Raw genomic sequence first — 25,485 nt, forward strand, 5'->3', positions numbered from 1 at the left:
GTCAGGTCCCTTCGGCGGCCAGGGGCCGCACCGGCTCGGGCTGCGGCAGCGTGCGCACGCCGCGGATCACCGGGTGGCGCCACGCCAGCGTCACCAGCACCGCCGACGCCAGCGCTGAAAAACCCAGCGCCCAGCGCAGGCCCAGCGTCTCGCCCAGCCAGCCGCCCAGCAGCGCGCCCGGGCCGGCCGGCAGCACCGTGAGCCAGCGCATCGTGCTCGTCATGCGGCCCAGCAGCGGCTCGGGCGTGACGGCCTGGCGCAGCGCCAGGAAGTTGATGAACACCAGCACCGCGCCGCTGGAGAACAGCATCAGCATCAGCGCGAACGCCGCCACGCCCAGCGGCCCGGCCGGCGCCACGGCGAGCAGGCCCCAGCCCAGGCCGCAGATGCCGAAGCCCGCCACCAGGCAGGGCCCGGGGCCGATGCGGCGGCTGATGCGGTTGCCGAACACGCTGGCCAGCACCGTGCCCGCGCCCATGCCCACGTAGCACAGGCCCACCGACTGCTCCGACAGACCCAGCGTGCGCGTGGCCACCAGGATCTGCACCACCACCGCCGCGTGGTGGCACAGCTGCCAGCCGCCCACCGTGAGCGCCAGCGCCACCAGCAGCCGGTGCTCGAAGACGAAGCGCAGGCCGGCGGCGAGGTCGCGGCCGAAGTGCGCATCGGCGCGCGGCTGCCGCACCTCGGTGATGCGGATGCCACGCAGGATCGTGGCCGACAGCAGCAGCAGCACGGCGTCGACCAGCAGCGCCACGGGCGCCCCGAACAGCTTGATCAGCAGGCCAGCAAAGCCCGGACCCGCCACCTCCGAGCCCGAGGTCGCGAGCGCGTTCTTCGCATGCGCCTCCACCAGCCGGTCGCGCGGCACCACCTGGGTCAGCACGATCTGCGCGGCCGTGCCGGCGGTGGTGGCCACGGTGCCGATGAGAAAGCCCACGACGTACAGCCACGTCATCGACAGCCAGCCCAGCCACCACGCCAGCGGCACGCTGGCCACCGTGAACGCGATGATGGTCTCGCCGGCCACGTACACCGGCAGCTTGCGCACGCGGTCGAGCCAGACGCCGCTGGGCAGCGAGAACAGCACGAAGGGCGCCACCTCGATGGCCGTCAGCAGGCCCATCTGCATCGGCGTGGCATGCAGCAGCACGGCCGCCGTCAGCGGCAGCGCCAGCAGCGTCACCTGGCCGCCGAAGCTGCTCATCAGGATCGAGGTCCAGAGCCGGCGGTAGGTGGCGTTGCGCAGCAGGTCGCCGGGCGGCAGCGTCAGCGCCGCGCGCAGCCGCTGCCAGAGAAGGGAATGCATGGTCGTGTCGTCTCCTGTCGTCGCGCGCCCAGGCGCGGGCACCCGCCCGCACGCTGCTGGCGCGGCCTCAGGAGCGGTAGTCGGCGTTGATGCTGACGTAGTCGTGCGAGAGGTCGCAGGTCCAGACGGTGGTCTCGGCCGTGCCGCGGTGCAGGTGCACGCGCACGGTGATCTCGCTGCGCTGCATCACGCGCTGCCCGTCTTCCTCGCGGTACTCGGGGCGGCGGCCGCCCTGGTGCACCACGTGCACGTCGTCGAGGTGCAGGTCGATCAGGCCCTGGTCCAGGTCGTCGATGCCGGCGTAGCCCACCGCGGCCAGGATGCGGCCGAGGTTGGGATCGCTGGCGAAGAACGCCGTCTTCACCAGCGGCGAGTGCGCAATGGCGTAGGCCGCGAGGCGGCATTCGTCTTCGGTGCGCCCGCCCTGCACCTGCACGGTGATGAACTTCGTGGCGCCCTCGCCGTCGCGCACGATGGCCTGCGCCAGCTGCTGCGCCACGGCCACCACCGCGTCGCGCAGCGCGCGGCCCTCGGCGCTGTCGAGCGCGGTGATCGGCGCGTGGCCGGCCTGCTGCGTGGCCACCAGCACGAAGCTGTCGTTGGTGCTGGTGTCGCCGTCGATCGTGATGCGGTTGAAGCTGAGGTCGGCGGCCTCGCGCAGCAGCGGCTGCAGCAGTTCCGGCGCGATCACGGCGTCGGTGGCCATGAAGCCCAGCATCGTCGCCATGTTCGGGCGGATCATGCCGGCGCCCTTGCTGATGCCGGTGATGCTGACCGTGCGGCCGCCGATCTGCAGCTGCCGCGACGCCGCCTTGGGCAGCGTGTCGGTGGTCATGATGCCCTGCGCGGCCTCGGCCCAGCCGTCGGCGCGCAGCGCGGCCAGCGCGGCCGGCAGGCCGGCCTCGATGCGCTCGACCGGCAGCGTCTCCATGATGACACCGGTGGAGAACGGCAGTACCTGCTCAGGCAGCACGCCCATCAGCGTGGCCAGGCTGGCGCAGGTGCGGCGCGCGCGCGCCAGGCCGTCGGCCCCGGTGCCGGCGTTGGCGTTGCCGGTGTTCACCACGATGGCGCGCACCGCACCACCAGCGGCCAGGTGTTCGCGGCACACCTGCACCGGGGCGGCACAGAAGCGGTTCTTCGTGAAGACCCCGGCCACGCTGGCTCCGGCGTCGATGGCCATCACCACCAGGTCGCGGCGACCGGCCTTGCGCACGCCGGCCATCGTGACACCCAGGCGCACGCCGGGCACCGGGTGCAGGGAAGACGGATCGGGAGCGCTGAGGTGGACGGGCATCGTGGCGGCCTGGACGGGGGGAAAGGCCGCCGATTGTAGGAGTGCGCCCTGTCTGCGCATGGCCGGCTGCCCGGCCCGGCCGTGGCCGCGTCAGGCCGGCCGGGCGTCGCCGCGCAGCCGTGCCAGCAGCACCTCGTCGCAGAGCTGCCCCTGCGGGTCGCGCGCGGCGCCGCGCATCAGGCCCTCGTACTGCAGCCCCAGCGTCTGCGCGAAGTGGATCGACCGTTCGTTGCGCAGGTCGCAGCGCGCCTCGATGCGCTGCAGGCCGAGTCCGAAGCCCAGGTCGATCAGCGCCAGCGCGGCCTCGCGCATCAGACCGCGGCCGGCCAGGCGCGTGTCGCCGACGTAGCCGATCTGGCAGCTCGGCACGGCGTGGTCGAAGCTGTGCAGGTCGAGGTTGCCGACGAAGCGGCCGCTGGCGCGCTCGAAGGCGAAGTAGATCAGGCACTCGCCGGCGGCCACGCGTTCGGCGTCGGCTTCGCAGAAGCGGCGTGCGTCGTCGAGCGCGAAGGCCTGCTGCGCCCAGTGCACGAAGCGCAGTCCGGCGAGCGAGGCGTTGACGCTCTCGCGCACGGCCTCCGCATGGGCGGCGCGGGGCCGCTCCAGGCGCAGGCGCGCCGACGAGAAGCTCGCCGGCGCAGCCGCTGCCAGCGCCTGGGGGCCCGACCGCAGGTCGCTGGCCGGCAGCGCAGCGGCGGCCGGGGAGTCGGGAGGCTGCCCATGCGCCGGAGCGTGGGCGGGAACTGGAGTCGGAACGGAGACAGGCACGGGGCGCGATTCTCGCGGCAGCATGGAAGCCCCTCGACCGCACACCCCCGCGAATGCGGGGTGCCATGGCCCACCCCCTGGCAAGCCCTCTGCTTGGTGTCTTGCGTCAGCGCTGAAGATCGCTTGACACGAAGGGGCGAGCCGGCAGCCTGCCCCTCGGACTCGAACCGGGCCACCGCCCGACGAGGCCATCTAGGCAGCCTCAGAGATGCGCCATCAGCGCGTCCATCACAGGAGTTAGGAATGAAGAAGAGAACCGCCCTGGTGCCGATGCTGACCGCAGTCGCGACAGCAAGCCTGCTGTTCGCGAGCCAGGCACAGGCGCAGTCCGTTCCCGCGTCGGCCGCCGAAGGTGGCCGTCTGTGGTTCGTCGAACTCGCCGGTGCACCGGTGGCCGACGGCCGCACGCTGGCCACGGTCCGTGCCGAGAAGGCCGAATTCCGGCGCGCCGCGACGGCTGCCGGCGTGCGCTTCAAGGAACGCCGCCAATTTGACACGCTGTTCAACGGCTTCTCGATCGAGGTCGACGCCGCGAACCGCCTGAAGCTGCAGCGCATGAAGGGCGTGAAGGCGCTCTACCCGGTCGAGATCGTGTCCCGGCCCGTCGTCAACGCCAGCGAGACCGCGCCCGACCTCGGCGCGGCCCTGGGCCTGACCGGCGCCGACGTGGCGCAGAACACGCTGGGCCTCACCGGCCGCGGCATCAAGGTCGGCATCATCGACACCGGCATCGACATCGACCACCCGGCCTTCGGCGGCTCGGGCACGCCCGGCACCAGCGCCTTCCCGAGCACCCGCATCGTGGCCGGCTACGACCTCGTCGGCGATGCCTACAACGCCGGCGGCACCGGCGCCGCCCTGATCCCCGTGCCCGATGCCAACCCCGACGACTGCGGCGGCCACGGCACGCACGTGGCGGGCATCGTCGGCGCCAACGGCGGCGGCCTGAAGGGCGTGGCTCCCGAGGTGCAGTTCGGCGCCTACCGCGTCTTCGGCTGCGCCGGCAGCTCGTCGTCGGACGTCATCGTCGAGGCGCTGGAGCGCGCCTACGCCGACGGCATGCAGGTCATCAACCAGAGCCTGGGCGCGGCGCGCCAATGGCCGCAGTACCCGACCGCCCAGGCCACGTCGCGCCTGGTCAACAAGGGTGTGGTGATGGTTGCCTCGATCGGCAACAACGGCCCCGGCGGCAGCTCGCCCGACGCGCTGTTCGCGGCCGGCGCCCCGGGCGTGGGCGACAAGGTCATCGGCGTCGCCTCGTTCGACAACGCGCAGCTGTCCTTCAACGTGGCCGGCACGCCCTACGGCTTCACCGCCGCCGGCGGCGCGCCCGCAGCCCCCACCTCCGGCAGCCTGACGATGGCCAAGACCGGCACCACGACGACCGCGGACGACGGCTGCGCGCCGATCACCGCCGACGTCGCCGGCAAGGCCGTGCTGATCCGCCGCGGCACCTGCTCGTTCTACATCAAGGCCGCCAACGCCCAGGCCGCCGGCGCCGCCGCCGTCGTGCTGTACAACAACGCGGCCGGCGCGCTGAACGCCACCGTCGCCGGCACGCCGCCGATCACGATCCCGGTCGTGGGCATCACGGCCGCGCAGGGCGCCGCGCTCGACGCCGCCATCACCGCGGGCACCACCACGCTGGAGTGGGGCAGCGCCTACGTCAGCTTCCCCTTCGGCACCGGCGGCCTGATCTCGGGCTTCAGCTCCTTCGGCCTCACCGCCGAACTGGGCTTCAAGCCCAACATCGGCGCCCCGGGCGGCGGCATCCTGTCCAGCTACCCGCTGGAACTGGGCGGCGCGGCCACGCTGTCGGGCACCTCGATGTCGGCACCGCACGTCGCGGGCGGCGCGGCGCTGGTGATGCAGGCCAACCCGAAGATCAACGCGCAGCAGATGATGGCGCGGCTGCAAAACACGGCCGATCCGAAGAACTGGTCGGGCAACGCCAGCCTGGGCCTGCTGGACCACAGCTTCCGCCAGGGCGCGGGCATGATGGACATCGTCGGCACCGTCACGGCCACGGCCATGGTGACGCCGAGCCAGATCGCCACCGGCGAAAGCGCCTCGGGTTCGTACAAGCAGACGCTGACGGTGCGCAACCTGTCGCGTTCGCCGGCCACCTACACGGTGGGCCATGTCTCGGGTGTCGCCGCGGGTCCGAACACGACCACGGGCGCGTCGTACAACATCACGGGCGTCTTCGACGCGCCGGCGACCGTGACGCTGAGCACCACCACGCTGAACCTGCCCGCCAACGGCAGCGCCAGCGTCGACGTGACCATCACGGCCAACGAGTCGCTGCCCGACCGCAGCCTGTATGGCGGCTACATCACGCTGACGCCCACCGGCGCCGGCACCAAGATGAGCGTGCCCTACGGCGGCATGAAGGGTGACTACCAGACGACCCAGGTGCTCACCCCGACGGCCAACGGCTTCCCGTGGCTGGCGTCGCTGGCCGGTGGTTCGTACACCAACCAGCCGGCTGGTGCGACGTTCACGATGGCCGACGGCAACATCCCGTACTTCCTGATGCACCTCGACCACCTGTCGCGCCAGATCAAGCTGGAGGCCTTCGACGCCGGCACCGGTGCCTTCGTGGGCAAGGTCAGCGACGACGAGTACGTGACGCGCAGCGCCACCCCGGGCGGCTTCTTCGCCTTCACCTGGGACGGCATCACCTTCCGCGGCCGCACCGGCAACCCGGTGGCGGTGCGCGAGGCGCCCAACGGCAACTACGTCGTGAAGGTGTCGGTGCTGAAGGCGCTGGGTGACGAGACCAACCCGGCGCACTGGGAGACCTGGACCTCGCCGACGATCACGATTGCACGTCCGTGATCGCACGCCGCGCGCCGGGGCTGCGGCCCCGGCGCGCGGCGGCGGCCTGCACCGCCTGCCGGGTTCGCGCCCGGCAGGCGGTTTTCATTGGGGGGTCGGGCACTACACTGGAACGCTTTGCCCACGAGATGAGCGACACGGCTCATGACCCGCCCATGAAACTCGCGGACCGCCTGCGCTTCATCGACCCGTTCTACGTGATGGAGTGCGCCAAGCACGCCGACGCCATCGCGCGCAGCCCGGCCTGCGACCCGGCCCGGGGGGGCGAGCCGATGGTCTACCTGAACATCGGCGAGCCCGACTTCACGGCACCGCCGCCGGTGCTGCAGGCGGCCGAAGCCTGCCTGCGCAGCGGCCGCACGCAGTACACCCACGCCACTGGCCTGCCCGCGCTGCGGCGGCGCATCGCGGGCTGGTACGCCAGCCGCTTCGGCATCGACGTGGCGCCCGAGCGCATCGTCGTCACCGCGGGCGCATCGGCCGCGCTGCAGCTGGCCTGCCTGGCGCTCTTCGAGTCCGGTGACGAAGTGCTGATGCCCGATCCCAGCTACCCCTGCAACCGCCACTTCGTCGCCGCGGTCGGGGCGCAGGCGCGGCTGCTGCCCACCACGCCGGCCAGCCGCTTCCAGCTCGACGCCGCGTCGGTCGCGGCGCACTGGACGCCGGCCACGCGCGGCGTGCTGCTGGCTTCTCCGGGCAACCCGACGGGCACCTCCATCGCGCGCGCCGAGATGGCGGCCATCGCCGAGTTCGTGCGCGCACGCGGTGGCGTCACGATCGTCGACGAGATCTACCTCGGCCTGAGCTACGACGACGCCTACGGCCACAGCGCGCTCGGCCTGCCCGGCGGCCTGGGCGACGACGTCATCTCGATCAACAGCTTCTCCAAGTACTTCAGCATGACGGGCTGGCGCCTGGGCTGGATGGTGGTGCCGCCCGAGTTGGTCGCGCCGGTGGAGAAGCTGGCGCAGAACCTCTACATCTGCGCGTCGACGCTGGCGCAACAGGCGGCGCTGGCCTGCTTCGAGCCCGAGGCCATCGCCGCCTACGAACACCGCCGCGGCGAATTCCGCCGGCGCCGCGACTTCATCGTGCCGGCGCTCGAACGCCTGGGCCTGCCGGTGCCGGTGGCGCCCGACGGCGCGTTCTACGCCTGGGCCGACGTGTCGCGCTTCAACCCGAGCAGCTGGGACTTCTGCTTCGACCTGATGGACAGCGCCCATGTGGCGCTGACACCCGGTCGCGACTTCGGCCCTGCGGCGGCCGAGACCTACCTGCGGCTGTCGTTCGCCAGCGCCATGGAGCAGCTGGAGACGGCCGTTGCCCGCATCGGACGCGAACTTGCGCGCGCGTGAAAGAGAACCGCACAGGCTTGTCGAAAGCGTGACAGCGCGTTAAACGCAGGGCCAAAGCCACGCTTTTTGCAGTGTTCCGCAGGCGCAAGCCCCGTAAGCTGCGCCCCTGTGGGATACAACCTCTTCCAGCGCCCGGGGCCGGCCGGCCCTGCGCCCGCCCCGGTGCCCGATTTCGCGGCCACCGAGCTTGCGCCTGCCCCCGACACCACCGTCGCGCTGCCTGGCGCGGGCTCCGGCCTGCCGATGGCCACCGCGGATGCCGACGCCGACGCGCTGCCGCCCGACACGCTGGCGCCCGATTCGCTGCCCGCCGATGCGTCGACCGATCTCGACCCCACGCCGCCGGCGGCGAGTGCGCCCACGCTGTCTCACATTGGCCGTTATGCGCTGAAGCAGCAGCTCGGACAGGGCGGGCTCGGCGCGGTGTACGAGGCCTGGGACCCGCTGCTGTCGCGCACGGTGGCGGTGAAGACGCTGCAGTTCAGCCTCGACACGCCGACGCGGCTGTCGCTCGACGGGCTGTTCCTGAACGAGGCCCGCGCCGCGGCCGGCCTGAACCATCCGTGCATCGTCACGATCTTCGATGCCGGGCTCTCGGCCCACGGCGTCTACATCGCGATGGAGCGCCTGCGCGGGCGCGACCTGCGCCAGGCGCTGGCCGCGGGCTGGCGGCCGACACCGGCGCAGTCGGCGCAGCTGGTGCGGCGCGTCGCCGACGCGCTCGCCTACGCGCACGGCCGCGGCGTCGTGCACTGCGACATCAAGCCGGCCAACATCTTCATCACCAAGCGCGACAAGCCCAAGGTGCTGGACTTCGGCATCGCGCGCGTCGCGCACCGTTCGGTGCTGCCGTCGCTGGACGGCCTGGTGGCCGGCTCGCCGCACTACCTGGCGCCCGAGCAGCTGGACGGCGGCGAGATCGACGCCCGCACCGACATCTACGCGCTCGGCGTCGTGCTGTACGAGCTGCTGGCGGGCCGCAAGGCCTTCGACGGCGACAGCCTCGAGACCATCACGCGGGCCGTGCGCAGCGGCGCGGTGACCCCCGCGCACGAGCTGCGCGAGACGGTGCCGCCGGCGCTGTCGGCCATCGCAGCGCGCGCCATGGCGCGGCTGCCGGCCGAGCGCTACAGCCACGCCGGCGAGATGGCCCAGGACCTGCGCCGCTGGGCCGACAGCCTGAACGCCCCGGCAGCCGGCACCGATCGACCGCAGCGCGCCGCGCGCAAGCCGGCCCCGGCGCCCGCCACGCCGCGCCGTGGCTGGCTGCTCGCCGGGGGCGGACTGGTGGCGGTGGCGGTGGTGGCGCTGGTGGTGTCGGGTCGGCCCGAGCCCGCACCGGTGGTGGCCGCGCCTGCCGCGGCGATGCCCCCGCCGGCCGTGGTCGAAGCTGCCGCCGAGTCGCCCACCGCCTCGGCCGCGGTGGCGGACGCGCAGCCGGGCGCGGCATCTGCCTCGGCGGCCCCGGCTGCCACCGTCGCCGCCACCGTGTCGACGCCGGCGGCCACGGCCCCGCGCCCCCCGGCGGCGCCGCCGCGCGCGCCGCGCACGGCCGCGGCCACCCAGCGCGATGCGGGCAGTGCCAGAGACACCCGGCCCGCCGGCGGCACCACCGCCGCGGCCCCCGTGGCCACCGGCGTGGTGCAGCTGGCCATCAGCCCCTGGGGCCAGGTCGAGGTCGACGGCCAGGGCGCCGGCACCACGCCGCCGCTGACCCGGTTGACGCTCACCGAAGGCACGCACACCATCACCGTGCGCAACGAGGACTTCCCGCCGCTGACGCTGACCGTGCAGGTCAGCCCCGACAAGCCGGCCACGGTGCGCCACCGCTTCGGGTCGTAGACTCGGCGCCCATGATGTTGCGTTACACCGCCCTGGCGGTCGCCCTGCTGCTGGCGGCCTGCGCCGCGCCGCAGCCGGCGCCTTCCGGCCTGGCCGACCTGATGGAACGCCCCGCCGAGCGGGCGCTGTTCGAGGGCATCCGTGCCTACGACGACGGCAACTACGCCGTGGCCGAGACCGCGCTGCGCAAGGCGCTGGCCGGCGGGCTGCAGACCGGTCGCGACCAGGCCACGGCGCACAAGCTGCTGGCCTTCATCACCTGCACCAGCGACCGCGTGCCGGCCTGCGAGGACGCCTTCCGTGCCGCGCGGGCCGCCGACCCGGCGTTCGCGCTCAGCCGTTCCGAAACCGGCCACCCGCTGTGGGGCCCGGTTTACAAGCGCACACTGCCGTAGCCGCCACGGCGGCGGGGCGCCGCGGGGGCGTCCCGCATAATCCGCGCGCCGATGACCGCCTCCCCGCCGCCAGCCGCGCCCTTCCGCCACCCGCTGCGTGTCTACTGGGAAGACACCGACGCCGGCGGCGTGGTGTTCTACGCCAATTACCTGAAGTTCTTCGAACGCGCGCGCACCGAGTGGCTGCGCAGCCTGGGCATCGGCCAGCAGGCCCTGCGCGAGCGCACCGGCGCCATCTTCATCGTCGCCGAGACGCAGGTGCGCTACCTGCGCCCGGCGCGCCTGGACGACGCGCTCGAGGTCACGGTGGCCGTGCGCGAGGCCGGCCGGGCTTCGATCGTGGTCGCGCAGCAGGCCTGGTGCGGCGACGCGCTGCTGGCCGAAGGCACGATCCGCATCGGCTGCGTCGACCACGGAACCTTCCGCCCGGTGCGCATTCCCATTGAGATTCAAGACTGCTTGCGATGAACCAGGACCTCTCCATCCTCACCCTCGTCACCCAGGCCAGCCTGGTGGTGCAGCTCGTCATGGGCGGCCTCGTGCTGGTCTCGCTGGCCAGCTGGACGGTGATCTTCGGCAAGCTCTTCGGGCTGCGCAGCGTGCGGGGCCAGAACGAGGACTTCGAACGCGAGTTCTGGTCGGGCCGCAGCCTCACCGAACTGCACCAGGCCGCCACCAGCAAGGTGGCGTCGGCGCCGATGGAGCGCATCTTCGCCAGCGGCATGCGCGAGTTCCTGAAGCTGCGCGAGAAGCGGCTGGATGCCGGCGCGCAGCTCGACGGCGCGCGCCGCGCGATGCGCGCGAGCTACCAGCGCGAGCTCGACGTGGTGGAAAGCAACCTCAGCTTCCTGGCCTCGGTGGGCTCGGTCTCGCCGTACGTGGGCCTGTTCGGCACCGTGTGGGGGATCATGCATGCGTTCGTCGGCCTGTCCAACCTGCAGCAGGTGACGCTGGCCACCGTGGCGCCCGGCATCGCCGAAGCGCTGGTGGCCACCGCCATCGGCCTGTTCGCGGCGATCCCGGCGGTGATCGCCTACAACCGCTTCGCACGCGACATCGACCGCATCGCCACGCAGCTCGAGACCTTCATCGAGGAGTTCTCGAACATCCTGCAGCGCAACGCCGGCGCCGGCGCCGGCGCCGGGCCGCACTGACATGCCCGCGCTCGTCTCGCGCGGCCGCGGCCGGCGCTCGATCAACGAGATCAACATGGTCCCGTTCATCGACGTGATGCTGGTGCTGCTGATCATCTTCATGGTGACGGCGCCGCTGATCACCACCGGTGTCGTCGAGCTGCCCTCGGTGGGCAAGTCGCAGCAGCGGCCCGGCAGCGTCATCGAGATCGTCATCGGCACCGACGAGCGCCTGCGGCTGCGGCTGATCGACGGCAGCCAGGCCGCAGAGCCGGCCGCGGTGACGCTGGCGCAGCTGCCCGCGCGGGTGCGCAGCACGCAGGCCGGCAATGCCGACATGCCGGTGGTGATCAGTGCCGACCGCAACGTGAAGTACGACAGCGTCGTGCGCGTGATGGACACGCTGCAGAAGGCCGGCGTCAAGCGCGTGGGGCTGTCGGTCAAGCAGGGGTCATGAACCAGGCCGTGCCCGACGCCCTGCTGCCGCGCCCGCCCGAAGGCATGGCGTCCGGCGCCGCGCTGGCCGTGCTGGTGCACGGCGGGCTGCTGGCGGCGCTGGCGCTGGGCGTGCAGTGGCGCACGGCCACGCCCGAAGTCGTCAGCGCCGAGCTGTGGGCGGCCGTTCCGCAGGTGGCCGCGCCGCGCGCCGAGCAGCCGCCCGAGCCGGCGCCTGCACCGGCCCCGGCGCCGGCCCCTGCGCCGGCGCCGCCGCCGGCCGCCGCCGCCATCAACGAGGCCCAGATCGCGATCGAGCGCGCCGAGCGCCGCCGGCTCGAACGCGCGCAGCAGGACGAGGCGGCGCGGCTGAAGGCCAGGGCTGACGCCGACAAGGCCGCCGCCGACAAGAAGGCGGCCGACGAGAAGAAGCGCCTGGCCGACGAGAAGAAGCGGCTGGCGGACGAGAAGAAGCGCCTGGCCGAGGAGCGCAAGGCCGAGGAAGCCCGGCTCGCCCAGCTGCGCGAGGACCAGCTGCGGCGCATGATGGGCTCGCTGCCCGCCGGCACCGGACCGGCCACCAGCACCGGCACGGCCGCCCAGGACGCGGCGCCGTCGCAGGCCTACGTGGGCCTGCTGGTGCGCAAGATCCGCTCGAACTGGGTCTACAGCGGCGCCATCGACGGCAACCCCGCGGCCGAGGTCGAGGTGGTGGCGGCCGCCGGCGGCAGCATCATCGCGCGCCGCCTGGTCAAGAGCAGCGGCAACCCCGACTACGACGACTCGGTGCTGCGCGCCATCGACCGCACCCGCACGCTGCCGCGCGACACCGACGGGCGCGTGCCGAAGGCCCTGATCATCACCTTCCGGCCGCAGGAGTGAAGCGGCGGGCCAGCAGCGCGTCCAGCGACCAGCGGCCCGGCCCCCACAGCAGCAACGCCACCAGCAGGCTGCCCCAGAACTGGTGCTGCTGCAGGGCCGCCGGTGCGATCTCGGCCAGGCTCAGCACCGCCACCACGTTCACGACCGACAGCCCGGCAGCGGCGAAGCGCCCGGCCAGGCCCAGCACCAGCAGCACCGGCAGCACCAGTTCGCCACCGGTGCCCAGCACGGCCGCCAGCTCGGGCGGCAGCAGCGGCACGTGGTACTCGTCCTCGAACAGCGCCAGCGTGATCTCCCAGTCGCGCAGCTTGGTCAGGCCGGACGCGAAGAACGCGTGGCCCACGAACAGCCGCGCCGCCAGCTGTGCCGGCGCTTGCAGATGGTCCAGAAGGGAGCGGATGCGGCAGGCCAGCTGCCAGCCGTCTTGCAGCCACGTCGTCATGTCGGTTCCGTGATCGGGTGGGGAGCGACGGCCGCCAGCGCACCGCACTGCAGCGCGTCGAGCAGCCAGGGTTCGAAGGCGAAGCCGTCGCCGGCGGCCTCCAGCGCGCCGGCCAGCGTCTGCCCGGCCAGCAGCGCGGCGGTGAAGCCCGCGCGGGCGGCATCCAGCGCCAGCACCTCGGTGCGCCAGCCGCACCGGCGCACCAGCGCCGCCTCGCCGCTGCCGGCGGCGAAGGCTGCGCGCACGGGCGCGAAACGGTCGTCGGCGTCGCTGCGGTGCGCGTGCCACAGCGTCACGATCGGGTGCGGCGACCGCACGAGGGCCGTGCCCGGCTGCAGCTGCAGCCACAACGCCGCCGGCTCGGCATCGGCCAGACGCTCCAGCCCGGTGGCCGGCGCCGCATCGGCCGCACACGCGGCCAGGTGCACGGCCCACTCCAGGCGCGCCACGTCGGCGAGGTAGGGCTCGTCGGCCAGCTGCGCATCGGCGGCGATGCAGCCCGGCAGCGCCGCGCCCCACTGGCCGATGTCGCCGCGCTCGGGCGGCTCGGCATGCCAGTGCGCACGCGCCAGCGCGGCGAACGACGTGTCGCCGAGCAGCTGCTGCAGCGTGGGATAGGCCGCCGCCAGCGCACGCTCGGCCAGCGCGCCGGCATGGGCCTGGTAGGCCTGCAGGCCGCGCGGCGCGCGTGCGCCGTCGCGCAGCCAGCCGCTCACGACGGCAGGCCGTGCGTCGCGCCACAGCGCGCGCAGCAGCAGTTGCTGGCGCAGCGCTTCCTTGTGCAGGTCGACGCCGGTCATGCGGGCTCGGGCTGCAGTGCCGCCGCGGCCAGCACGGACTCGGCCAGCGCCGCTTCGTCCAGCAGCACCGGCAGCGCCGGCAGGTCGGTGTCCCATTCCACCAGCGTGGGCCGCGGGCCCAGGCGCCCGATGGCGTGGCGGTAGACCTGCCACACCGGCGCGTGCACGCGGCTGCCGTGGTCGTCGATGACGATGTCGCCGGTGTCGGTGTAGCCGGCGAGGTGGATCTCGCCGACGTGCCGGGGGTCGATGGCGTCGATCCAGGCGCAGGCCTGCGCCACGGCGGCGGCTTCGGCGCCGGTGCCACGCGCGCCGCCGTCGACCTGCGCTGCATGGACCGCATTCAGCGCGTTCACCACCAGGTTGTTCACGTCCAGCAGCAGCTGGCAGCCGCTGCGCCGCGCCAGCAGGTCGAAGAACTGCGGCTCGGCGATGCGGTCGTCGGCCCAGTGCAGGTAGGCCGACAGGTGCTCGACCAGGATCGGCCGCCGCAGCCGGTCCTGCACGCGCTGCACGTTGGCCGCCAGGATGTGCAGCGACGCGTCGGTGAAGGCGATGGGCAGCAGGTCGCCGGCATGCACAGGCGCCGCGCCGTGGTGGCGCGGCGCGCGTGCAAAGCTGGCGTGGTCGCTCACGCGCACGGGCTCGATGCGCTCCACCAGCTGTGCCAGCCGCTCCAGGTGCCAGGTGTCCAGCCCCGCCGCGGCGCCGAGCGACAGCCCCACGCCGTGCAGGCTGACCGGGTACGCCGCACGCGCCGCGTGCAGCGCCGCCAGCGCGGCGCCGCCGTCGGCGAAGTAGTTCTCCGAGTGCACCTCGACGAAGGCCAGCGCGGGCCGGCTGTCGAGCAGCGCCGCCAGGTGCGGCTGCCGCAGGCCGATGCCGCTGCGCACGGGCGCCGGCGCGGGGTCGCGGTGCACGGGGCTCACTTCTTCATCGCCATCTTGGCTTCGGCTTCGCTCTTGCCCTTCATGTCCTTGCAGGTGCCCTTGGCGACGTACTTCCACTCGTCGGCGGCGTTGTCGACCTTGGACTGGCCGGCGCACGAGTGGCTGCCCGACAGGTTGGCGCAGTCGTTCTGGCCGGCCTTGGCGATGCCGTAGCACTTCTCCTTGCCCTTGTCCTGGGCGGCGACCTGGCCGACGAGGCCCAGGGCGAGCGCGGAGGCGAGCGCGGACGAGACGATGAGACGCTGGTTCATGGGACGAACTCCGGAAGTGGGTTGCGATGGTGCCGGGCAGCACGCGCCGCCGACGCCACGCTAGTCGCGGCGCGGGTCCAGTCCTTACACTGCAGGACATGCGCCGCCCGACACCGCCCTGCCCGTGACCGACTTCGCCCGCGAGGTGCAGGCCCTGCGGCCGCAGCTGCTGCGCTTCGCGCGGCACCAGCTGCGCAACGAGGCCTGGGCCGAGGATGCCGTCTCCGAGACGCTGCTGGCGGCCCTCGAGAAGCCGCAGTCCTTCAGCGGTGCGTCGCAGCTGAAGACCTGGCTGTTCGGCATCCTGAAGCACAAGCTGATCGACCAGCTGCGCCGCCACACGCGCGAAGCCACGCTGATGAGCGACGACGACAGCGCCGATCTCGACGACATGCTGTTCACCGCCGACGGCCACTGGCGCGAAGCGCCCCAACCGTGGGGCGACCCCGAGCACGCGCTGCGCGAGCGCGAGTTCTTCACGGTGATGGAGCTCTGCGTGCAGCAGCTGCCCGGCGTGCAGGGCCGCGTGTTCATGATGCGCGAGTGGCTGGAACTCGACAGCGCCGAGATCTGTCAGGAATTGGCGATCACGCCGACGAACCTGTGGGTGCTGCTGCACCGCGCGCGGCTGCGGCTGCGCAGCTGCCTGCAGCAGCACTGGTTCGGCCCCCACGACACTCCGAGCAAGCGATGAAGACCACCCTCAGCTGCCGCGACGTGACGCGCCTGGTGCTCGAAGGCGAGGACCGCCACCTGCGCCTGAGCGAGCGCCTGGGCGTGCGCGTGCACATGCTGATCTGCAAGACCTGCCCCGAGTTCGCGCGGCAGGTGCAGTTCATGCGCCGGGCGGTGGGGCGCTGGAAGCAGTACGGGGACGACGGCGGCGACGGCAGTGACGGCGGCGCGCCGCCGCGCTGACGCTGCGATACGCCTCAGCTGACCGCCCCGCCGCCGATCCGCACGTCCACCTGCACCGCCAGCGCCGTGGCCAGTGCCAGCTGGGTGCCCGCCACCAGCGTCGCCAGTGGCAGACTGGGCTGGCCCGGGTGACGCGCGGCCTGCTCGGGCAGCAGCGGCAGGTGCATGAAGCCGCCGCGGGCGCGGCGCACGCCGGGCTGGCCGTGCAGCGCATGCATCAGCCCGTAGAAGACGTGGTTGCAGACGAAGGTGCCGGCGGTCTGCGACACCGACGCCGGAAAACCCGCCTCGCGCAGCGCCGCCACCATGGCCTTGATCGGCAAGGTGGCGAAGTACGCCGCCAGGCCGCCGGGCACGACGGGCTCGTCCACCGGCTGCGCGCCGGCGTTGTCGGCGATGCGCGCGTCGTCGACGTTGATCGCCACCCGCTCCAGCGACAGGTCGCAGCGCCCGCCCGCCTGCCCCAGCGCCAGCACGGCCTGCGGCCGCAGCCGCTGCAGCGCGCCCTGCAGCACCGCCAGCGCCTGCCCGAACACGCACGGCAGCTGCAGCGCCACCACCGGCACGCCGTGCAGCTGCGTGCCGTGCAGCGCCTGCGCCACCTGCCACGACGGGTTGACCGTCTCGCCGCCGAAGGGCTCGAAGCCGGTCAGCAGCAGCGGCGCCGGGCCGCTGGATGCAGCGCCCGTCATGCCGGCGTGCCGTAGCCGCCGCCGCCGGGCGTCTCGATCACGAACACGTCGCCCGGCGCCATCTCGGCCGAGCCGATGTGGCCCAGCGTCTCGACGCGGCCGTCGGCGCGCTCCACCCGGTTGATGCCCAGCGCCCCCGGCGCGCCGCCGGCCATGCCGAAGGCCGGGACGGTGCGGCCGTTGCTGAGGATCGAGGCCGTCATCGCCTCGAGGAAGCGCACGCGGCGCACGCCGCCGTCGCCGCCGCGGAACTGCCCCGCGCCGCCGCTGCCGGCGCGCACGCTGTAGCTGTCCAGCCGCACCGGGAAGCGGAACTCCAGCACCTCGGGGTCGGTCAGGCGCGAGTTGGTCATGTGCGTCTGCACGACGCTGGTGCCGTCGAAGCCCGGCCCGGCGCCGCTGCCGCCTGAGATCGTCTCGTAGTACTGGTGGGTGGCGTTGCCGAAGGTGAAGTTGTTCATCGTGCACTGGCTGGCCGCCATCACGCCCAGGGCGCCGTACAGCGCGTTGGTGACGCAGGTGCTGGTCTCGACGTTGCCGGCCACCACGGCGGCGGGCGGGTTCGGGTTCAGCATGCAGCCCGCGGGCACCACCACCTGCAGCGGCTTCAGGCAGCCGGCGTTGAGCGGGATGTCGTCGTCCACCAGCGTGCGGAACACGTACAGCACGGCGGCCATCGTCACCGCCTTCGGCGCGTTGAAGTTGTTCGGCAGCTGCGCGCTGGTGCCGGTGAAGTCGATGGTGGCGGCACGCGCCGCGCGGTCCACCGTGACCCGCACCGCGATCTGCGCGCCGTTGTCCAGCGGCAGCGTGAACTGGCCGTCCTTCAGCGCCGTGATGACACGGCGCACCGATTCCTCGGCGTTGTCCTGCACGTGGCGCATGTAGGCGGCCACCGTGTCGCGGCCGAACTGCGCCACCATCGCGCGCAGCTCCTGCACGCCCTTCTCGTTGGCGGCGATCTGCGCGCGCAGGTCGGCAATCGTCTGGTCGGGATTGCGTGCAGGCCAGTCGCCGCTGCCCAGCAGCGCCCGCAACTCGGGCTCGCGCAGCATGCCGTCGCGCACGAGCAGGAAGTTGTCGAGCAGCACGCCTTCCTCGGCGATGGTCTTGCTGAACGGCGGCATCGAGCCCGGCGTGCTGCCGCCGATGTCGGCATGGTGGCCGCGGCTGGCAACGTAGAACGCCGGCCGGGCGTCCCCAGCCGCCAGGTACACCGGCGTGACGACGGTGACGTCGGGCAGGTGCGTGCCGCCGTGGTACGGGTCGTTGAGCACGTAGACGTCGCCCTCGGCCATCGCCGGGTTGCGCTCGATCACGGTCTTGATGCTCTCGCTCATCGAGCCCAGGTGCACGGGCATGTGCGGCGCATTGGCGATCAGCGCGCCGTCGGCGCTGAACAGCGCGCAGCTGAAGTCCAGCCGCTCCTTGATGTTCACCGAGTACGCGGTGTTCTGCAGCCGCAGCCCCATCTGCTCGGCGATGTTCATGAAGAGGTTGTTGAACACCTCCAGCATCACCGGGTCGGCCTCGGTGCCGATGGCGTGCTGCGTGGCGCGCGGCCGCACGCGCTGCAGCGCGATCGGGCCGGCCGCCGTGAGCGTGGCGCGCCAGCCGGGCTCGACCACCGTGGTGGCGTTGCGCTCGGCCACGATCGCCGGGCCGTCGATCACCGCGCCGGGCGCCAGCGACTCGCGCACGAAGAGGCCCGCGTCGTGCCAGCCGCCGCTGTACATGCGCACCTGCGCGTCGGGCGCCGGCACGTGCGGCGCGGCCTCGGCCTGCAGCGGCGGCTCGAAGCGTTCGCCCGCGCCCACCGCTTCCACCGACACTGCCTCGACGACGAGGCCGCGCGACGGCATCAGGAACGCGAAGCGCTGCCGGTAGCCGGCCTCGAAGGCCGCGCGGATGCCGTCCAGGCCCCCTTCCAGCGGCACGACAAGGGCCGTGTCGGTGCCCTGGTAGCGCACGTGCACGTTGCGGCGCAGCGTGATCGCCGCGCGCGCCACGCCCTGCGACGCCACCTCGTCGGCCGCCGCAGCACCCAGCACGTCCAGTTGCGCCTCGGCAGCGGCCAGGCCGGCGGCGTCCAGCGGCAGCTCGACCGAGGCCTCGCGCATCGCGATCTGGTCGGCCAGGCCCATGCCGTAGGCCGACAGCACGCCGGCCAGCGGGTGCACGAACACGCGCGTCATGCCCAGCGCGTCGGCCACCAGCGCCGCGTGCTGGCCGCCGGCCCCGCCGAAGCACTGCAGCGTGTACTGCGTGACGTCGTAGCCGCGCGCCACCGAGATGCGCTTGATGGCGTTGGCCATGTTCTGCACCGCGATCTGCAGGAAGCCTTCGGCCAGCGACTCGGGCGTGGTGGCGCGGCCGGTGGCGGCCTGCACCTCGGCGGCCAGGGCCTCGAACTTCTGCACCACGCCGTCGCGGTCCAGCGGCTCGTCGGCGCCGGGCCCGAACACCCGCGGGAAGTGCGCCGGCTGGATCTTGCCCAGCAGCACGTTGGCGTCGGTGGTGGCCAGCGGCCCGCCGCGCCTGTAACTGGCCGGGCCGGGGTTGGCACCGGCGCTCTCCGGGCCCACGCGCAGCCGCGCGCCGTCGAACTGCAGCAGGCTGCCGCCGCCGGCGGCCACGGTGTGGATGCTCATCATCGGCGCGCGCATGCGCACGCCCGCCACCTGCGTCTCGAAGGCGCGCTCGAAGCTGCCGGCGTAGTGGCTGACGTCGGTGCTGGTGCCGCCCATGTCGAAGCCGATGACCTTCTCGTGCCCCGCCGCCACGGCCGTGCGCACCATGCCGACGATGCCGCCGGCCGGGCCGCTGAGGATGGCGTCCTTGCCCTGGAAGTGGTGCGCCTCGGTGAGGCCGCCGCTGCTCTGCATGAAGAACAGGCGCACGCCCGGCATCTGGTGCGCGACGCGGTCGACGTAGCGGCGCAGGATGGGGCTGAGGTAGGCGTCGACCACCGTGGTGTCGCCGCGCGAGACCAGCTTCATCAGCGGGCTGACCTCGTGCGAGACGCTGACCTGCGTGAAGCCGACCTCGCGCGCGATGCGCGCCGCCGCCGCCTCGTGCGCGGTGTAGCGGTACCCGTGCATGAAGACGATGGCACAGGCGCGGATGCCGCTGTCGAAGGCGGCCCACAGGCGTTCGCGCAGGTGCGCCTCGTCCAGCGGCTCCAGCAGCGTGCCGTCGGCGCCCACGCGTTCGACGGCCTCGACCACGCGCTCGTACAGCAGCTCGGGCAGCACGATGTGGCGTTCGAACAGCCGCGGCCGCGCCTGGTAGGCGATGCGCAGCGCGTCGCGGAAACCCCGCGTGGTGACCAGCAGCGTGCGGTCGCCCTTGCGTTCCAGCAGCGCGTTGGTGGCCACCGTGGTGCCCATCTTCACGCAGTCCACCAGGGCCGGCGTGATGGCCTCGCCCGGCGCCAGCCCGAGCAGGCGGCGGATGCCCTCGACCGCGGCGTCGGTGTACTGCTCGGGGTTCTCGCTCAGCAGCTTCAGCGTCTGCAGTCCGCCTTCGGGCGTGCGGCCGACGATGTCGGTGAAGGTGCCGCCGCGGTCGATCCAGAACTGCCAGCGTGTCGTGGTCATGAGGTCTCCCCGTCAGGCCACGCGCGGCAAGGGCGTGACCTGGTACTCGTGGTGCAGACGGCGGCCGGTGGCGCCGTCGACGATCTCGATGCGCATGCGCGCGGCCGGGCGGATGCTCACGCCGTCGCCGCGCGGCAAGGCGCCGAGCGTGCCACAGAACATCAGCAGCCCGTCGGCCACCGGCACGTCGTCGGGCAGACCGGCCAGCAGCGACTCCAGCGGGCGGATCTTCGCCAGCGGCCCTTCCTGGTACGTGACCCAGGAGCCGGCCTCGAAGATCTCCGAACGCAGCACCAGTGCGTCGGCGCGGTCGGCGACGCTGTCCCAGGCCCAGGCCTGGCGCGCCACCGGCTTGGCGCACAGCTGCTTGCTGACGTCGACGGCGTAACTCTCGACTTCACGGTCGGTGTGGTCCGAGCCCACCGTCAGCCACCAGCGGCCGCCGTGGCGCAGCAGCACCGGCTCGGCTTCGCCGGAGCTGGCGCCGCCCAGCATCTCCAGGTCGGCGTCCTGCGTCAGCAGCGTGCGGCTGGCGCGGTAGTACAGCGGCACGGTGGACGGCCGCGGCACGCCCAGGCGTTCCAGCTCCTCGATGTGGTGTTCGATGGCGGCGCTGTCGCGGCCGGTCCAGCCAGCGATGACCAGGCGCGTGGGCGCCAGCGCCAGCGTGGCGCCGTCGGGGGTGTCGAAGTGCAGCATGGGGGAACTCTCAGCCAAACACGGAAGGCAGCCACAGCGCCAGGCCCGGGAACAGGGCCAGCAGCAGCAGCAGCACGAACATCGCCAGCACGAACGGCAGCGTGCCCAGGATCACGTCGTTCATCGAGCCGGTCTTGCGCAGGTTGTGCACGACGAACAGGTTCAGGCCCACCGGCGGCGTGATCAGCGCGGCTTCCACCAGCACGATGACGACGATGCCGAACCACACCATGTCGAAGCCCATCGCCTGCATCACCGGCGCGATCACGGGGATGGTGGTGATCATCATCGACAGCGTCTCCATGAAGCAGCCGAGCACCAGGTAGAACAGCACCACCGCCAGCAGCAGCTCCCACTTCGACAGGCCCAGGCCCTGCACCGTGTCGGTGAGCTTGGTGGTGAGCCCGGTGGCCGACATCACGAAGTTCAGGAAGTACGCGGCCACGATGATCAGCATGATCATGCCGGTGGACTTCATCGTGCCCAGCAGCGCTTCCTGCAGCATGCGCCAGCTCAGCGCCTTGTTCCAGGCCGCCAGCGCCAGGCCGGCCATCACGCCCAGCGACGCCGCCTCGGTGGGCGTGGCGATGCCGGCGTAGATGCTGCCCACCACCACCAGGAACACGCCCAGCGGCGGCAGCAGGTGCACGAGCCCGGCGATGCAGGCCGCCAGCGTGGACGTCACCCGCTGCCCGCCCCAGCCCGGCCGCAGCGTGCAGGCCACCGCCACCACCGCCATGAAGGCCAGCGCCAGCAGCACGCCGGGCACGATGCCGGCGAGGTACAGCTTGGGCACCGAGGTGTTGGTCAGCACCGCGTAGATGATCATGTTGATCGACGGCGGGATCAGGATGCCCAGCGTGCCGCCGGCGGCCAGCGTGCCCAGGAACAGCCGCTCGTTGTAGCCGAAGCGCCGCGCCTGCGGCAGCGCCACGGTGCCCACCGTGGCCGCGGTGGCGACGCTGGAGCCCGAGGTGGCGGCGAACAGTGCGCAGGCCGCGATGTTGGAGTGCATCAGCCCGCCCGGCAGCCACGACAGCCAGCGTGCGAGCGCCTCGTACATCTTCTCGGCCAGCCCCGAGCGCAGCAGCAGTTCGCCCAGCAGCACGAACAGCGGCAGCGAGACGAGCAGGAACTCGTTGCTGCTGGTCCAGGCGATCTCGCCGGCGACCTTGCTGACCGGCAGGAAGGAATAGAAGTGCCCCAGCACCAGGCCGAGCACGCCCATCGACGCCGCCACCGGGATGGCCAGCGCCATCAGCGCCAGCAGCGTGAGCAGTGCGGTGGCGATCATGCCCGGCCCTCCGTCTTGCCGGTGGCCTGCAGCGCGTTGTGCAGTTCGTCGGCGGCTTCCTCCTCGATGCTGCGGGCACCGATCAGGCGGTTCACGGTCGGCCAGTCGGCGGCACCGAACGCGAGCAGGCTGCGCAGCAGCAGCACCGCGCCGCACAGCACGAACCACGCGTAGCCCAGCCACCACAGCGCCTGCGGCACCACCAGCGGCACCGCCAGCGCCGAGTTGCTGCGCGCGCCGAGCGTCCAGCTCTGCGCCAGCACGTCGCTGCCGTGCCAGGCCACCAGGCTGACGAAGCCCAGCAGCGCGCTGATGGCCAGCAGGTCGCAGGCCGCGGCCAGCATGCGCGGCAGGTGCTGGTACAGCGCGTCGATGCGCACGTTGCCGCGGTGCAGCAGCACGAACGCGAACGACCAGGTGGAGCCGATGGCCAGCGCGTAGCCCGACAACTCGTCGGCACCACCCAGCGTGACGCTGGCCAGCTTGCGCAGCAGCACGTCCACCGACACCAGCACCGCGGCGGCCAGCATCAGCAGGCCACCGGCCAGCGCCGCGGCGCGCGCACCGCGCTCTGCCGCGGCGAGGGCGGCATCGAGGACGTGTCGCACGGCCGGCCTACTTCTTGACCGCGGGGATGCCGACGACCTTGGCCACGGTGGCGTTGTAGTCGGCCACGCAGGCGGCGCTGCAGCGCTCGGCCCACTTCGGCACCGTCACCTCCGAGAGCACCTTCCTCAGCAGCGCCTGGTCGGCGGCGCTGGGCTGCACCACCTTCATCTTGCCCTTCACGCCCAGCGTGCACTTGTCGGTGCCGGCGTTGCACTCGTAGCCCTGCTGCGTGAAGTTGGCGGCGGCGTCCCAGACGTTCTTCTCGAGCACCTGGACCTCGCGCTCGATCAGCGCACGCACGCGCGGGTCGAAGCCGGCCCAGCTCTTGGCGTTGGCGGCGTAGGCGATCTGGCCCCAGGACAGCGGCATCGCCAGCAGGTGCGTCGTGACCTCGTGCCACTTCGCGGCGTTGCCCGAGAGCGTGCCGGTGATGGCGCAGTCCACCGTCTTGTTCTGCAGCGCCGGCACCACCTCGCCGAAGGCCAGCGTCACCGGCGTGCCGCCGAGGGCCTGGATCAGCTCGCTCTGCGAGCGGCCCGCGGCACGCACCTTCTTGCCTTTCACGTCGGCCAGGCCGGTGATGGCGCCGTTGCAGTACAGCACCTGCGCCGGGTAGGTGCCGAAGCCCAGCAGCTCCACGCCGAACTTCTCGCGGTACAGCTTCTCGTACACCGGGCGCAGCGCGTCGGTGACCTTGCGCGCGCCGTCGACGTCGGGCAGCAGGCCGGCGATGTCGATCATCTCGTTGGCCGGGTCGTCGGCGGCCAGGTAGGCGACGACCGTGGCGCCGATCTGCATCACGCCCTGGCCCATCAGGCGTAGCACTTCCGGACCCTTCAGGCCCATCTCGTTGAAGCCCTTGATCTCGGCCGTGATCGCGCCGCCGCTCTTCTCGGGCAGGGTCTTGGTCCAGAAGGGAACCTCGAAGTCCTTGTACTGCGTCAGGCTGGAGATCGAGCCCACCACCTGCAGCTGCGTCTTGGGCAGCGTCTGGGCGGCGGCGGTGTGCATGGCCAGCGCCGCAGCGGTGGCGGCCAACAGACTCAAGGTGCGCTTCATCGGGCTCTCTCCTGGTGGTGGTTGGGGGGACTTACAGCGTGGCAACACGCGCATTCGGCCAGTCGGTGATCAACATGGCCCCGGGCGCGTGGGTGATGCAGAACGCGGGTTTCGCCGCGGCGATGGCGGCCTGCGGCGTGACGCCGCAGGCCCAGAACACGGGCAGCTCGCCGGGCAGCACGTCCACGGCCTCGCCGTAGTCGGGGCTGGCCAGGTCGCGGATGCCGATCAGCCCCGGGTCGCCCAGGTGCACCGGCGCGCCGTGCACGGCCGGGAAGCGCGCGGTGATCTGCACCGCGCGGATGGCGTGCGCCGCCGTCATCGGCCGCATGCTCACCACCAGCGGGCCGTGAAAGGGGCCGGCCGGCACGGTGGCGATGCTGGTGCGGTACATCGCGACGTTGCGGCCGCATTCCACGTGGCGCAGCGGCAGGCCCTCGGCCAGCAGCGCCCACTCGAACGAGAACGAGCAGCCGATGACGAAGGCCACCAGGTCGTCGCGCCACAGCGCACCGATGTCGGTGGGCTCGTCGACCAGTTCACCGTGGCGCCAGACGCGGTAGCGCGGCAGGTCGTGGCGCACGTCGATGCCCGCGCCCAGCGACGGCAGGGTCGGGTCGCCCACGTCGCCCACGGCCAGCAGCGGGCAAGGCTTGGGGTTGCGCTGGCAGTACAGCAGGAAGTCGGCCGCCTGCGCCTGCGGCAACACCACCAGGTTGCCCTGCACGCGGTCGTCGGCCAGGCCGCTGGTGTGGGTGGTCCAGGCGCCGCTGCGGATGGCGGCGCGGGCATCAGCGGCACTGGCAGCGGCACTGGCGGCGGGGCCTGGTTGCATCGTCGGCACGTCCTGCGGTGGGTGAGCGTGGTGGGGACTGCCGGCGATTCTGTGGTCGCTGCCGTGCCGGGGCCAACAGGAATTTTCTCGCTCAGCGGATCGATTTTTTCGATGACCGCTGCTGCACGCCCAGCTGCTCGAACACGCTGTCCAGCAAGGTGCGCTGGGGCACCGATGTGGGGTCGTGGCGCCAGCTGACGTGGATGGGCAGCGGCGGCAGCCGGGCGTCGCTGCGCAGCACCGTCAGCGGCATGCGGCGTGACAGCCGCTGCACCACCGCCAGCGGCAGCGTCGCCACGCCCAGGCCGTCTTCCACCAGCTGCGTCATCGCGCTGATCGACGAGATGCTGTGCAGCCGCCGCGGCTCCACGCCGGCGCGGCGCAGCAGGTCCAGCAGCGCCAGGTGCGGCTGCGAGCCGCGCTGGAAGGTCAGCAGCTCCAGCGCCGCCAGGTCGCCGATGCCGTAGCTGCGCCTGCGGTGCAGTTCGGCGTGGCCGGCGAACACCATCTCCAGCAGCGGCAGCGCCTGCGAGCGCACCTCGTTGCCGCTGGCCGGCGTGACGGTCAGCACCAGGTCGAGCGTGCCGCGCTGCAGCTGCTCCACCAGCACCGGCGTCGTCTCCACCGTCATCTCCAGCGCCAGCGCCGGGTGGCGCTCGCGCACCACGCGCAGCCAGTCGATGAGCCAGGAATGCACCACCGACTCGATGGCGCCCACGCGCAGCGTCTCGGACTGCGTGTCGCCGCCCATCTCGGCCTTGATGTCGCGCTGCAGCGCCAGCAGCTTCTCGGCGTGGGCGTAGAAGCGCATGCCCGGCACCGTGACACGCACGCGCTTGTCGCTGCGGTCCAGCAGCAGCGTGCCCAGTTCCTGCTCGAGCGTGGCGATGCGGCTGGACATCGCCGACTGCGTGAGGTGCAGCTTCTCGGCCGCGCGCGTCACGCTCTTGAGCGTGACGACCCAGTAGAAGGCTTCAACGAAGCGCAGGTTCATGCGGGCGGGCTCATGGCAGGCGGCGAATCTACCGCACGCGCCACGCAACGCGCGGCCCGCGCGGCTCATGGCTTGTGCCAGGGTCG

Annotated in this window: 25 protein-coding genes; 10 read left to right on the forward strand and 15 right to left on the reverse strand. The window is 72.5% G+C overall.

All coding sequences use genetic code 11. The annotated features are described in order from the left end of the window. Position 1: 1 nt before the first annotated feature. From ACPOLB_RS10660 to ACPOLB_RS10670, 3 genes are all read right to left on the reverse strand, one after another. Entirely contained in the window at positions 2 to 1,309 is a 1,308-nt protein-coding gene (locus tag ACPOLB_RS10660) for an MFS transporter (RefSeq protein ID WP_425261340.1), read from the reverse strand. Positions 1,310 to 1,376: 67 nt separating this feature from the next. Beyond that, the gene (argJ, locus tag ACPOLB_RS10665) at positions 1,377 to 2,606 is read right to left on the reverse strand and encodes a bifunctional glutamate N-acetyltransferase/amino-acid acetyltransferase ArgJ (RefSeq protein WP_425261341.1); all 1,230 of its coding nucleotides are present in this window, start codon (positions 2,604 to 2,606) and stop codon (positions 1,377 to 1,379) included. 90 nt (positions 2,607 to 2,696) lie between these two features. Then, entirely contained in the window at positions 2,697 to 3,374 is a 678-nt protein-coding gene (locus ACPOLB_RS10670) for a GNAT family N-acetyltransferase (protein WP_425261342.1), read from the reverse strand. 243 nt (positions 3,375 to 3,617) lie between these two features. Between ACPOLB_RS10670 and ACPOLB_RS10675 the strand changes: the two genes are divergently transcribed. From ACPOLB_RS10675 to ACPOLB_RS10710, 8 genes are all read left to right on the forward strand, one after another. After that, positions 3,618 to 6,215, forward strand: a complete 2,598-nt coding sequence (locus ACPOLB_RS10675; RefSeq protein ID WP_425261343.1) for a S8 family serine peptidase — start codon at positions 3,618 to 3,620, stop codon at positions 6,213 to 6,215. 155 nt (positions 6,216 to 6,370) lie between these two features. Beyond that, positions 6,371 to 7,570 (forward strand): pyridoxal phosphate-dependent aminotransferase, encoded by a 1,200-nt coding sequence (locus tag ACPOLB_RS10680; protein WP_425261344.1) that lies wholly within the window; start codon positions 6,371 to 6,373, stop codon positions 7,568 to 7,570. A gap of 162 nt (positions 7,571 to 7,732) precedes the next feature. Further along, positions 7,733 to 9,412: a serine/threonine-protein kinase gene (locus ACPOLB_RS10685; protein WP_425261345.1), complete on the forward strand. Its 1,680-nt coding sequence runs from the start codon at positions 7,733 to 7,735 to the stop codon at positions 9,410 to 9,412. A gap of 11 nt (positions 9,413 to 9,423) precedes the next feature. Further along, on the forward strand, positions 9,424 to 9,807 hold the full coding sequence (locus ACPOLB_RS10690; RefSeq protein WP_425261346.1) for a TssQ family T6SS-associated lipoprotein: 384 nt from the start codon (positions 9,424 to 9,426) through the stop codon (positions 9,805 to 9,807). A 51-nt stretch (positions 9,808 to 9,858) separates the two neighbouring features. After that, complete coding sequence (ybgC, locus tag ACPOLB_RS10695) at positions 9,859 to 10,275, forward strand: tol-pal system-associated acyl-CoA thioesterase (RefSeq protein WP_425261347.1); 417 nt, start codon at positions 9,859 to 9,861, stop codon at positions 10,273 to 10,275. After that, positions 10,272 to 10,961, forward strand: a complete 690-nt coding sequence (tolQ, locus tag ACPOLB_RS10700) for a protein TolQ (RefSeq protein ID WP_425261348.1) — start codon at positions 10,272 to 10,274, stop codon at positions 10,959 to 10,961. Before ybgC ends, tolQ begins: the two co-directional genes overlap by 4 nt. Position 10,962: 1 nt before the next feature. Beyond that, complete coding sequence (locus ACPOLB_RS10705; protein WP_425261349.1) at positions 10,963 to 11,397, forward strand: ExbD/TolR family protein; 435 nt, start codon at positions 10,963 to 10,965, stop codon at positions 11,395 to 11,397. Further along, complete coding sequence (locus tag ACPOLB_RS10710; protein WP_425261350.1) at positions 11,394 to 12,257, forward strand: TonB C-terminal domain-containing protein; 864 nt, start codon at positions 11,394 to 11,396, stop codon at positions 12,255 to 12,257. The genes ACPOLB_RS10705 and ACPOLB_RS10710 overlap by 4 nt, the downstream gene beginning before the upstream one ends. On the opposite strand, the gene ACPOLB_RS10715 is transcribed toward ACPOLB_RS10710, so the two are convergent. The 4 genes from ACPOLB_RS10715 to ACPOLB_RS10730 are packed head-to-tail and all read right to left on the reverse strand — an operon-like array spanning position 12,235 to position 14,700. Then, positions 12,235 to 12,699: a DoxX family protein gene (locus ACPOLB_RS10715; protein WP_425261351.1), complete on the reverse strand. Its 465-nt coding sequence runs from the start codon at positions 12,697 to 12,699 to the stop codon at positions 12,235 to 12,237. The two genes, ACPOLB_RS10710 and ACPOLB_RS10715, sit on opposite strands and share 23 nt — an antisense overlap. After that, the gene (locus ACPOLB_RS10720; protein WP_425261352.1) at positions 12,696 to 13,499 is read right to left on the reverse strand and encodes a putative DNA-binding domain-containing protein; all 804 of its coding nucleotides are present in this window, start codon (positions 13,497 to 13,499) and stop codon (positions 12,696 to 12,698) included. Before ACPOLB_RS10720 ends, ACPOLB_RS10715 begins: the two co-directional genes overlap by 4 nt. Next, the gene (locus tag ACPOLB_RS10725) at positions 13,496 to 14,419 is read right to left on the reverse strand and encodes a DUF692 domain-containing protein (protein ID WP_425261353.1); all 924 of its coding nucleotides are present in this window, start codon (positions 14,417 to 14,419) and stop codon (positions 13,496 to 13,498) included. The genes ACPOLB_RS10720 and ACPOLB_RS10725 overlap by 4 nt, the downstream gene beginning before the upstream one ends. A gap of 5 nt (positions 14,420 to 14,424) precedes the next feature. Next, positions 14,425 to 14,700: a DUF2282 domain-containing protein gene (locus ACPOLB_RS10730; protein WP_425261354.1), complete on the reverse strand. Its 276-nt coding sequence runs from the start codon at positions 14,698 to 14,700 to the stop codon at positions 14,425 to 14,427. Between the two features lie 124 nt (positions 14,701 to 14,824). Here ACPOLB_RS10730 and ACPOLB_RS10735 point away from each other — a divergent pair, with 124 nt between their 5' ends. Both ACPOLB_RS10735 and ACPOLB_RS10740 read left to right on the forward strand, forming a co-directional pair. Beyond that, the gene (locus ACPOLB_RS10735; protein WP_425261355.1) at positions 14,825 to 15,394 is read left to right on the forward strand and encodes a sigma-70 family RNA polymerase sigma factor; all 570 of its coding nucleotides are present in this window, start codon (positions 14,825 to 14,827) and stop codon (positions 15,392 to 15,394) included. Then, positions 15,391 to 15,618, forward strand: a complete 228-nt coding sequence (locus ACPOLB_RS10740) for a zf-HC2 domain-containing protein (protein WP_425261356.1) — start codon at positions 15,391 to 15,393, stop codon at positions 15,616 to 15,618. The genes ACPOLB_RS10735 and ACPOLB_RS10740 overlap by 4 nt, the downstream gene beginning before the upstream one ends. 14 nt (positions 15,619 to 15,632) lie before the next feature. On the opposite strand, the gene pcp is transcribed toward ACPOLB_RS10740, so the two are convergent. The 8 genes from pcp to ACPOLB_RS10780 all read right to left on the reverse strand — a co-directional run bounded on the left by pcp (position 15,633) and on the right by ACPOLB_RS10780 (position 25,399). After that, positions 15,633 to 16,310, reverse strand: a complete 678-nt coding sequence (gene pcp / locus ACPOLB_RS10745) for a pyroglutamyl-peptidase I (RefSeq protein WP_425261357.1) — start codon at positions 16,308 to 16,310, stop codon at positions 15,633 to 15,635. Then, a complete protein-coding gene (locus ACPOLB_RS10750; RefSeq protein ID WP_425261358.1) occupies positions 16,307 to 19,909 on the reverse strand; it encodes a hydantoinase B/oxoprolinase family protein in 3,603 nt (1,200 codons plus the stop codon). Before ACPOLB_RS10750 ends, pcp begins: the two co-directional genes overlap by 4 nt. Before the next feature lie 12 nt (positions 19,910 to 19,921). Next, positions 19,922 to 20,608: a DUF2848 domain-containing protein gene (locus ACPOLB_RS10755; protein ID WP_425261359.1), complete on the reverse strand. Its 687-nt coding sequence runs from the start codon at positions 20,606 to 20,608 to the stop codon at positions 19,922 to 19,924. A gap of 10 nt (positions 20,609 to 20,618) precedes the next feature. Further along, complete coding sequence (locus ACPOLB_RS10760; RefSeq protein WP_425261360.1) at positions 20,619 to 21,902, reverse strand: TRAP transporter large permease; 1,284 nt, start codon at positions 21,900 to 21,902, stop codon at positions 20,619 to 20,621. Then, positions 21,899 to 22,510: a TRAP transporter small permease subunit gene (locus tag ACPOLB_RS10765; protein WP_425261361.1), complete on the reverse strand. Its 612-nt coding sequence runs from the start codon at positions 22,508 to 22,510 to the stop codon at positions 21,899 to 21,901. The genes ACPOLB_RS10760 and ACPOLB_RS10765 overlap by 4 nt, the downstream gene beginning before the upstream one ends. Before the next feature lie 7 nt (positions 22,511 to 22,517). Continuing rightward, on the reverse strand, positions 22,518 to 23,570 hold the full coding sequence (locus ACPOLB_RS10770; RefSeq protein ID WP_425261362.1) for a TRAP transporter substrate-binding protein: 1,053 nt from the start codon (positions 23,568 to 23,570) through the stop codon (positions 22,518 to 22,520). A 31-nt stretch (positions 23,571 to 23,601) separates the two neighbouring features. Continuing rightward, positions 23,602 to 24,405, reverse strand: coding sequence for a putative hydro-lyase (locus tag ACPOLB_RS10775; protein WP_425261363.1), 804 nt, complete (start codon positions 24,403 to 24,405; stop codon positions 23,602 to 23,604). 91 nt (positions 24,406 to 24,496) lie between these two features. Beyond that, the gene (locus ACPOLB_RS10780) at positions 24,497 to 25,399 is read right to left on the reverse strand and encodes a LysR family transcriptional regulator (protein WP_425261364.1); all 903 of its coding nucleotides are present in this window, start codon (positions 25,397 to 25,399) and stop codon (positions 24,497 to 24,499) included. Between the last annotated feature and the right edge of the window lie 86 nt (positions 25,400 to 25,485).

The organism is Rubrivivax soli (assembly GCF_049810355.1).
Taxonomy (GTDB): Bacteria; Pseudomonadota; Gammaproteobacteria; order Burkholderiales; family Burkholderiaceae_C; genus Rubrivivax.

Bases quoted from the DNA above. Each gene is read 5' to 3' on its own strand.
- ACPOLB_RS10660 (WP_425261340.1), bottom strand. From the start codon at position 1,309: ATGCATTCCCTTCTCTGGCAGCGGCTGCGCGCGGCGCTGACGCTGCCG.
- argJ (WP_425261341.1), bottom strand. From the start codon at position 2,606: ATGCCCGTCCACCTCAGCGCTCCCGATCCGTCTTCCCTGCACCCGGTG.
- ACPOLB_RS10675 (WP_425261343.1), top strand. From the start codon at position 3,618: ATGAAGAAGAGAACCGCCCTGGTGCCGATGCTGACCGCAGTCGCGACA.
- ACPOLB_RS10680 (WP_425261344.1), top strand. From the start codon at position 6,371: ATGAAACTCGCGGACCGCCTGCGCTTCATCGACCCGTTCTACGTGATG.
- ACPOLB_RS10690 (WP_425261346.1), top strand. From the start codon at position 9,424: ATGATGTTGCGTTACACCGCCCTGGCGGTCGCCCTGCTGCTGGCGGCC.
- ybgC (WP_425261347.1), top strand. From the start codon at position 9,859: ATGACCGCCTCCCCGCCGCCAGCCGCGCCCTTCCGCCACCCGCTGCGT.
- tolQ (WP_425261348.1), top strand. From the start codon at position 10,272: ATGAACCAGGACCTCTCCATCCTCACCCTCGTCACCCAGGCCAGCCTG.
- ACPOLB_RS10705 (WP_425261349.1), top strand. From the start codon at position 10,963: ATGCCCGCGCTCGTCTCGCGCGGCCGCGGCCGGCGCTCGATCAACGAG.
- ACPOLB_RS10710 (WP_425261350.1), top strand. From the start codon at position 11,394: ATGAACCAGGCCGTGCCCGACGCCCTGCTGCCGCGCCCGCCCGAAGGC.
- ACPOLB_RS10715 (WP_425261351.1), bottom strand. From the start codon at position 12,699: ATGACGACGTGGCTGCAAGACGGCTGGCAGCTGGCCTGCCGCATCCGC.
- ACPOLB_RS10720 (WP_425261352.1), bottom strand. From the start codon at position 13,499: ATGACCGGCGTCGACCTGCACAAGGAAGCGCTGCGCCAGCAACTGCTG.
- ACPOLB_RS10730 (WP_425261354.1), bottom strand. From the start codon at position 14,700: ATGAACCAGCGTCTCATCGTCTCGTCCGCGCTCGCCTCCGCGCTCGCC.
- ACPOLB_RS10740 (WP_425261356.1), top strand. From the start codon at position 15,391: ATGAAGACCACCCTCAGCTGCCGCGACGTGACGCGCCTGGTGCTCGAA.
- pcp (WP_425261357.1), bottom strand. From the start codon at position 16,310: ATGACGGGCGCTGCATCCAGCGGCCCGGCGCCGCTGCTGCTGACCGGC.
- ACPOLB_RS10750 (WP_425261358.1), bottom strand. From the start codon at position 19,909: ATGACCACGACACGCTGGCAGTTCTGGATCGACCGCGGCGGCACCTTC.
- ACPOLB_RS10755 (WP_425261359.1), bottom strand. From the start codon at position 20,608: ATGCTGCACTTCGACACCCCCGACGGCGCCACGCTGGCGCTGGCGCCC.
- ACPOLB_RS10760 (WP_425261360.1), bottom strand. From the start codon at position 21,902: ATGATCGCCACCGCACTGCTCACGCTGCTGGCGCTGATGGCGCTGGCC.
- ACPOLB_RS10770 (WP_425261362.1), bottom strand. From the start codon at position 23,570: ATGAAGCGCACCTTGAGTCTGTTGGCCGCCACCGCTGCGGCGCTGGCC.
- ACPOLB_RS10775 (WP_425261363.1), bottom strand. From the start codon at position 24,405: ATGCAACCAGGCCCCGCCGCCAGTGCCGCTGCCAGTGCCGCTGATGCC.
- ACPOLB_RS10780 (WP_425261364.1), bottom strand. From the start codon at position 25,399: ATGAACCTGCGCTTCGTTGAAGCCTTCTACTGGGTCGTCACGCTCAAG.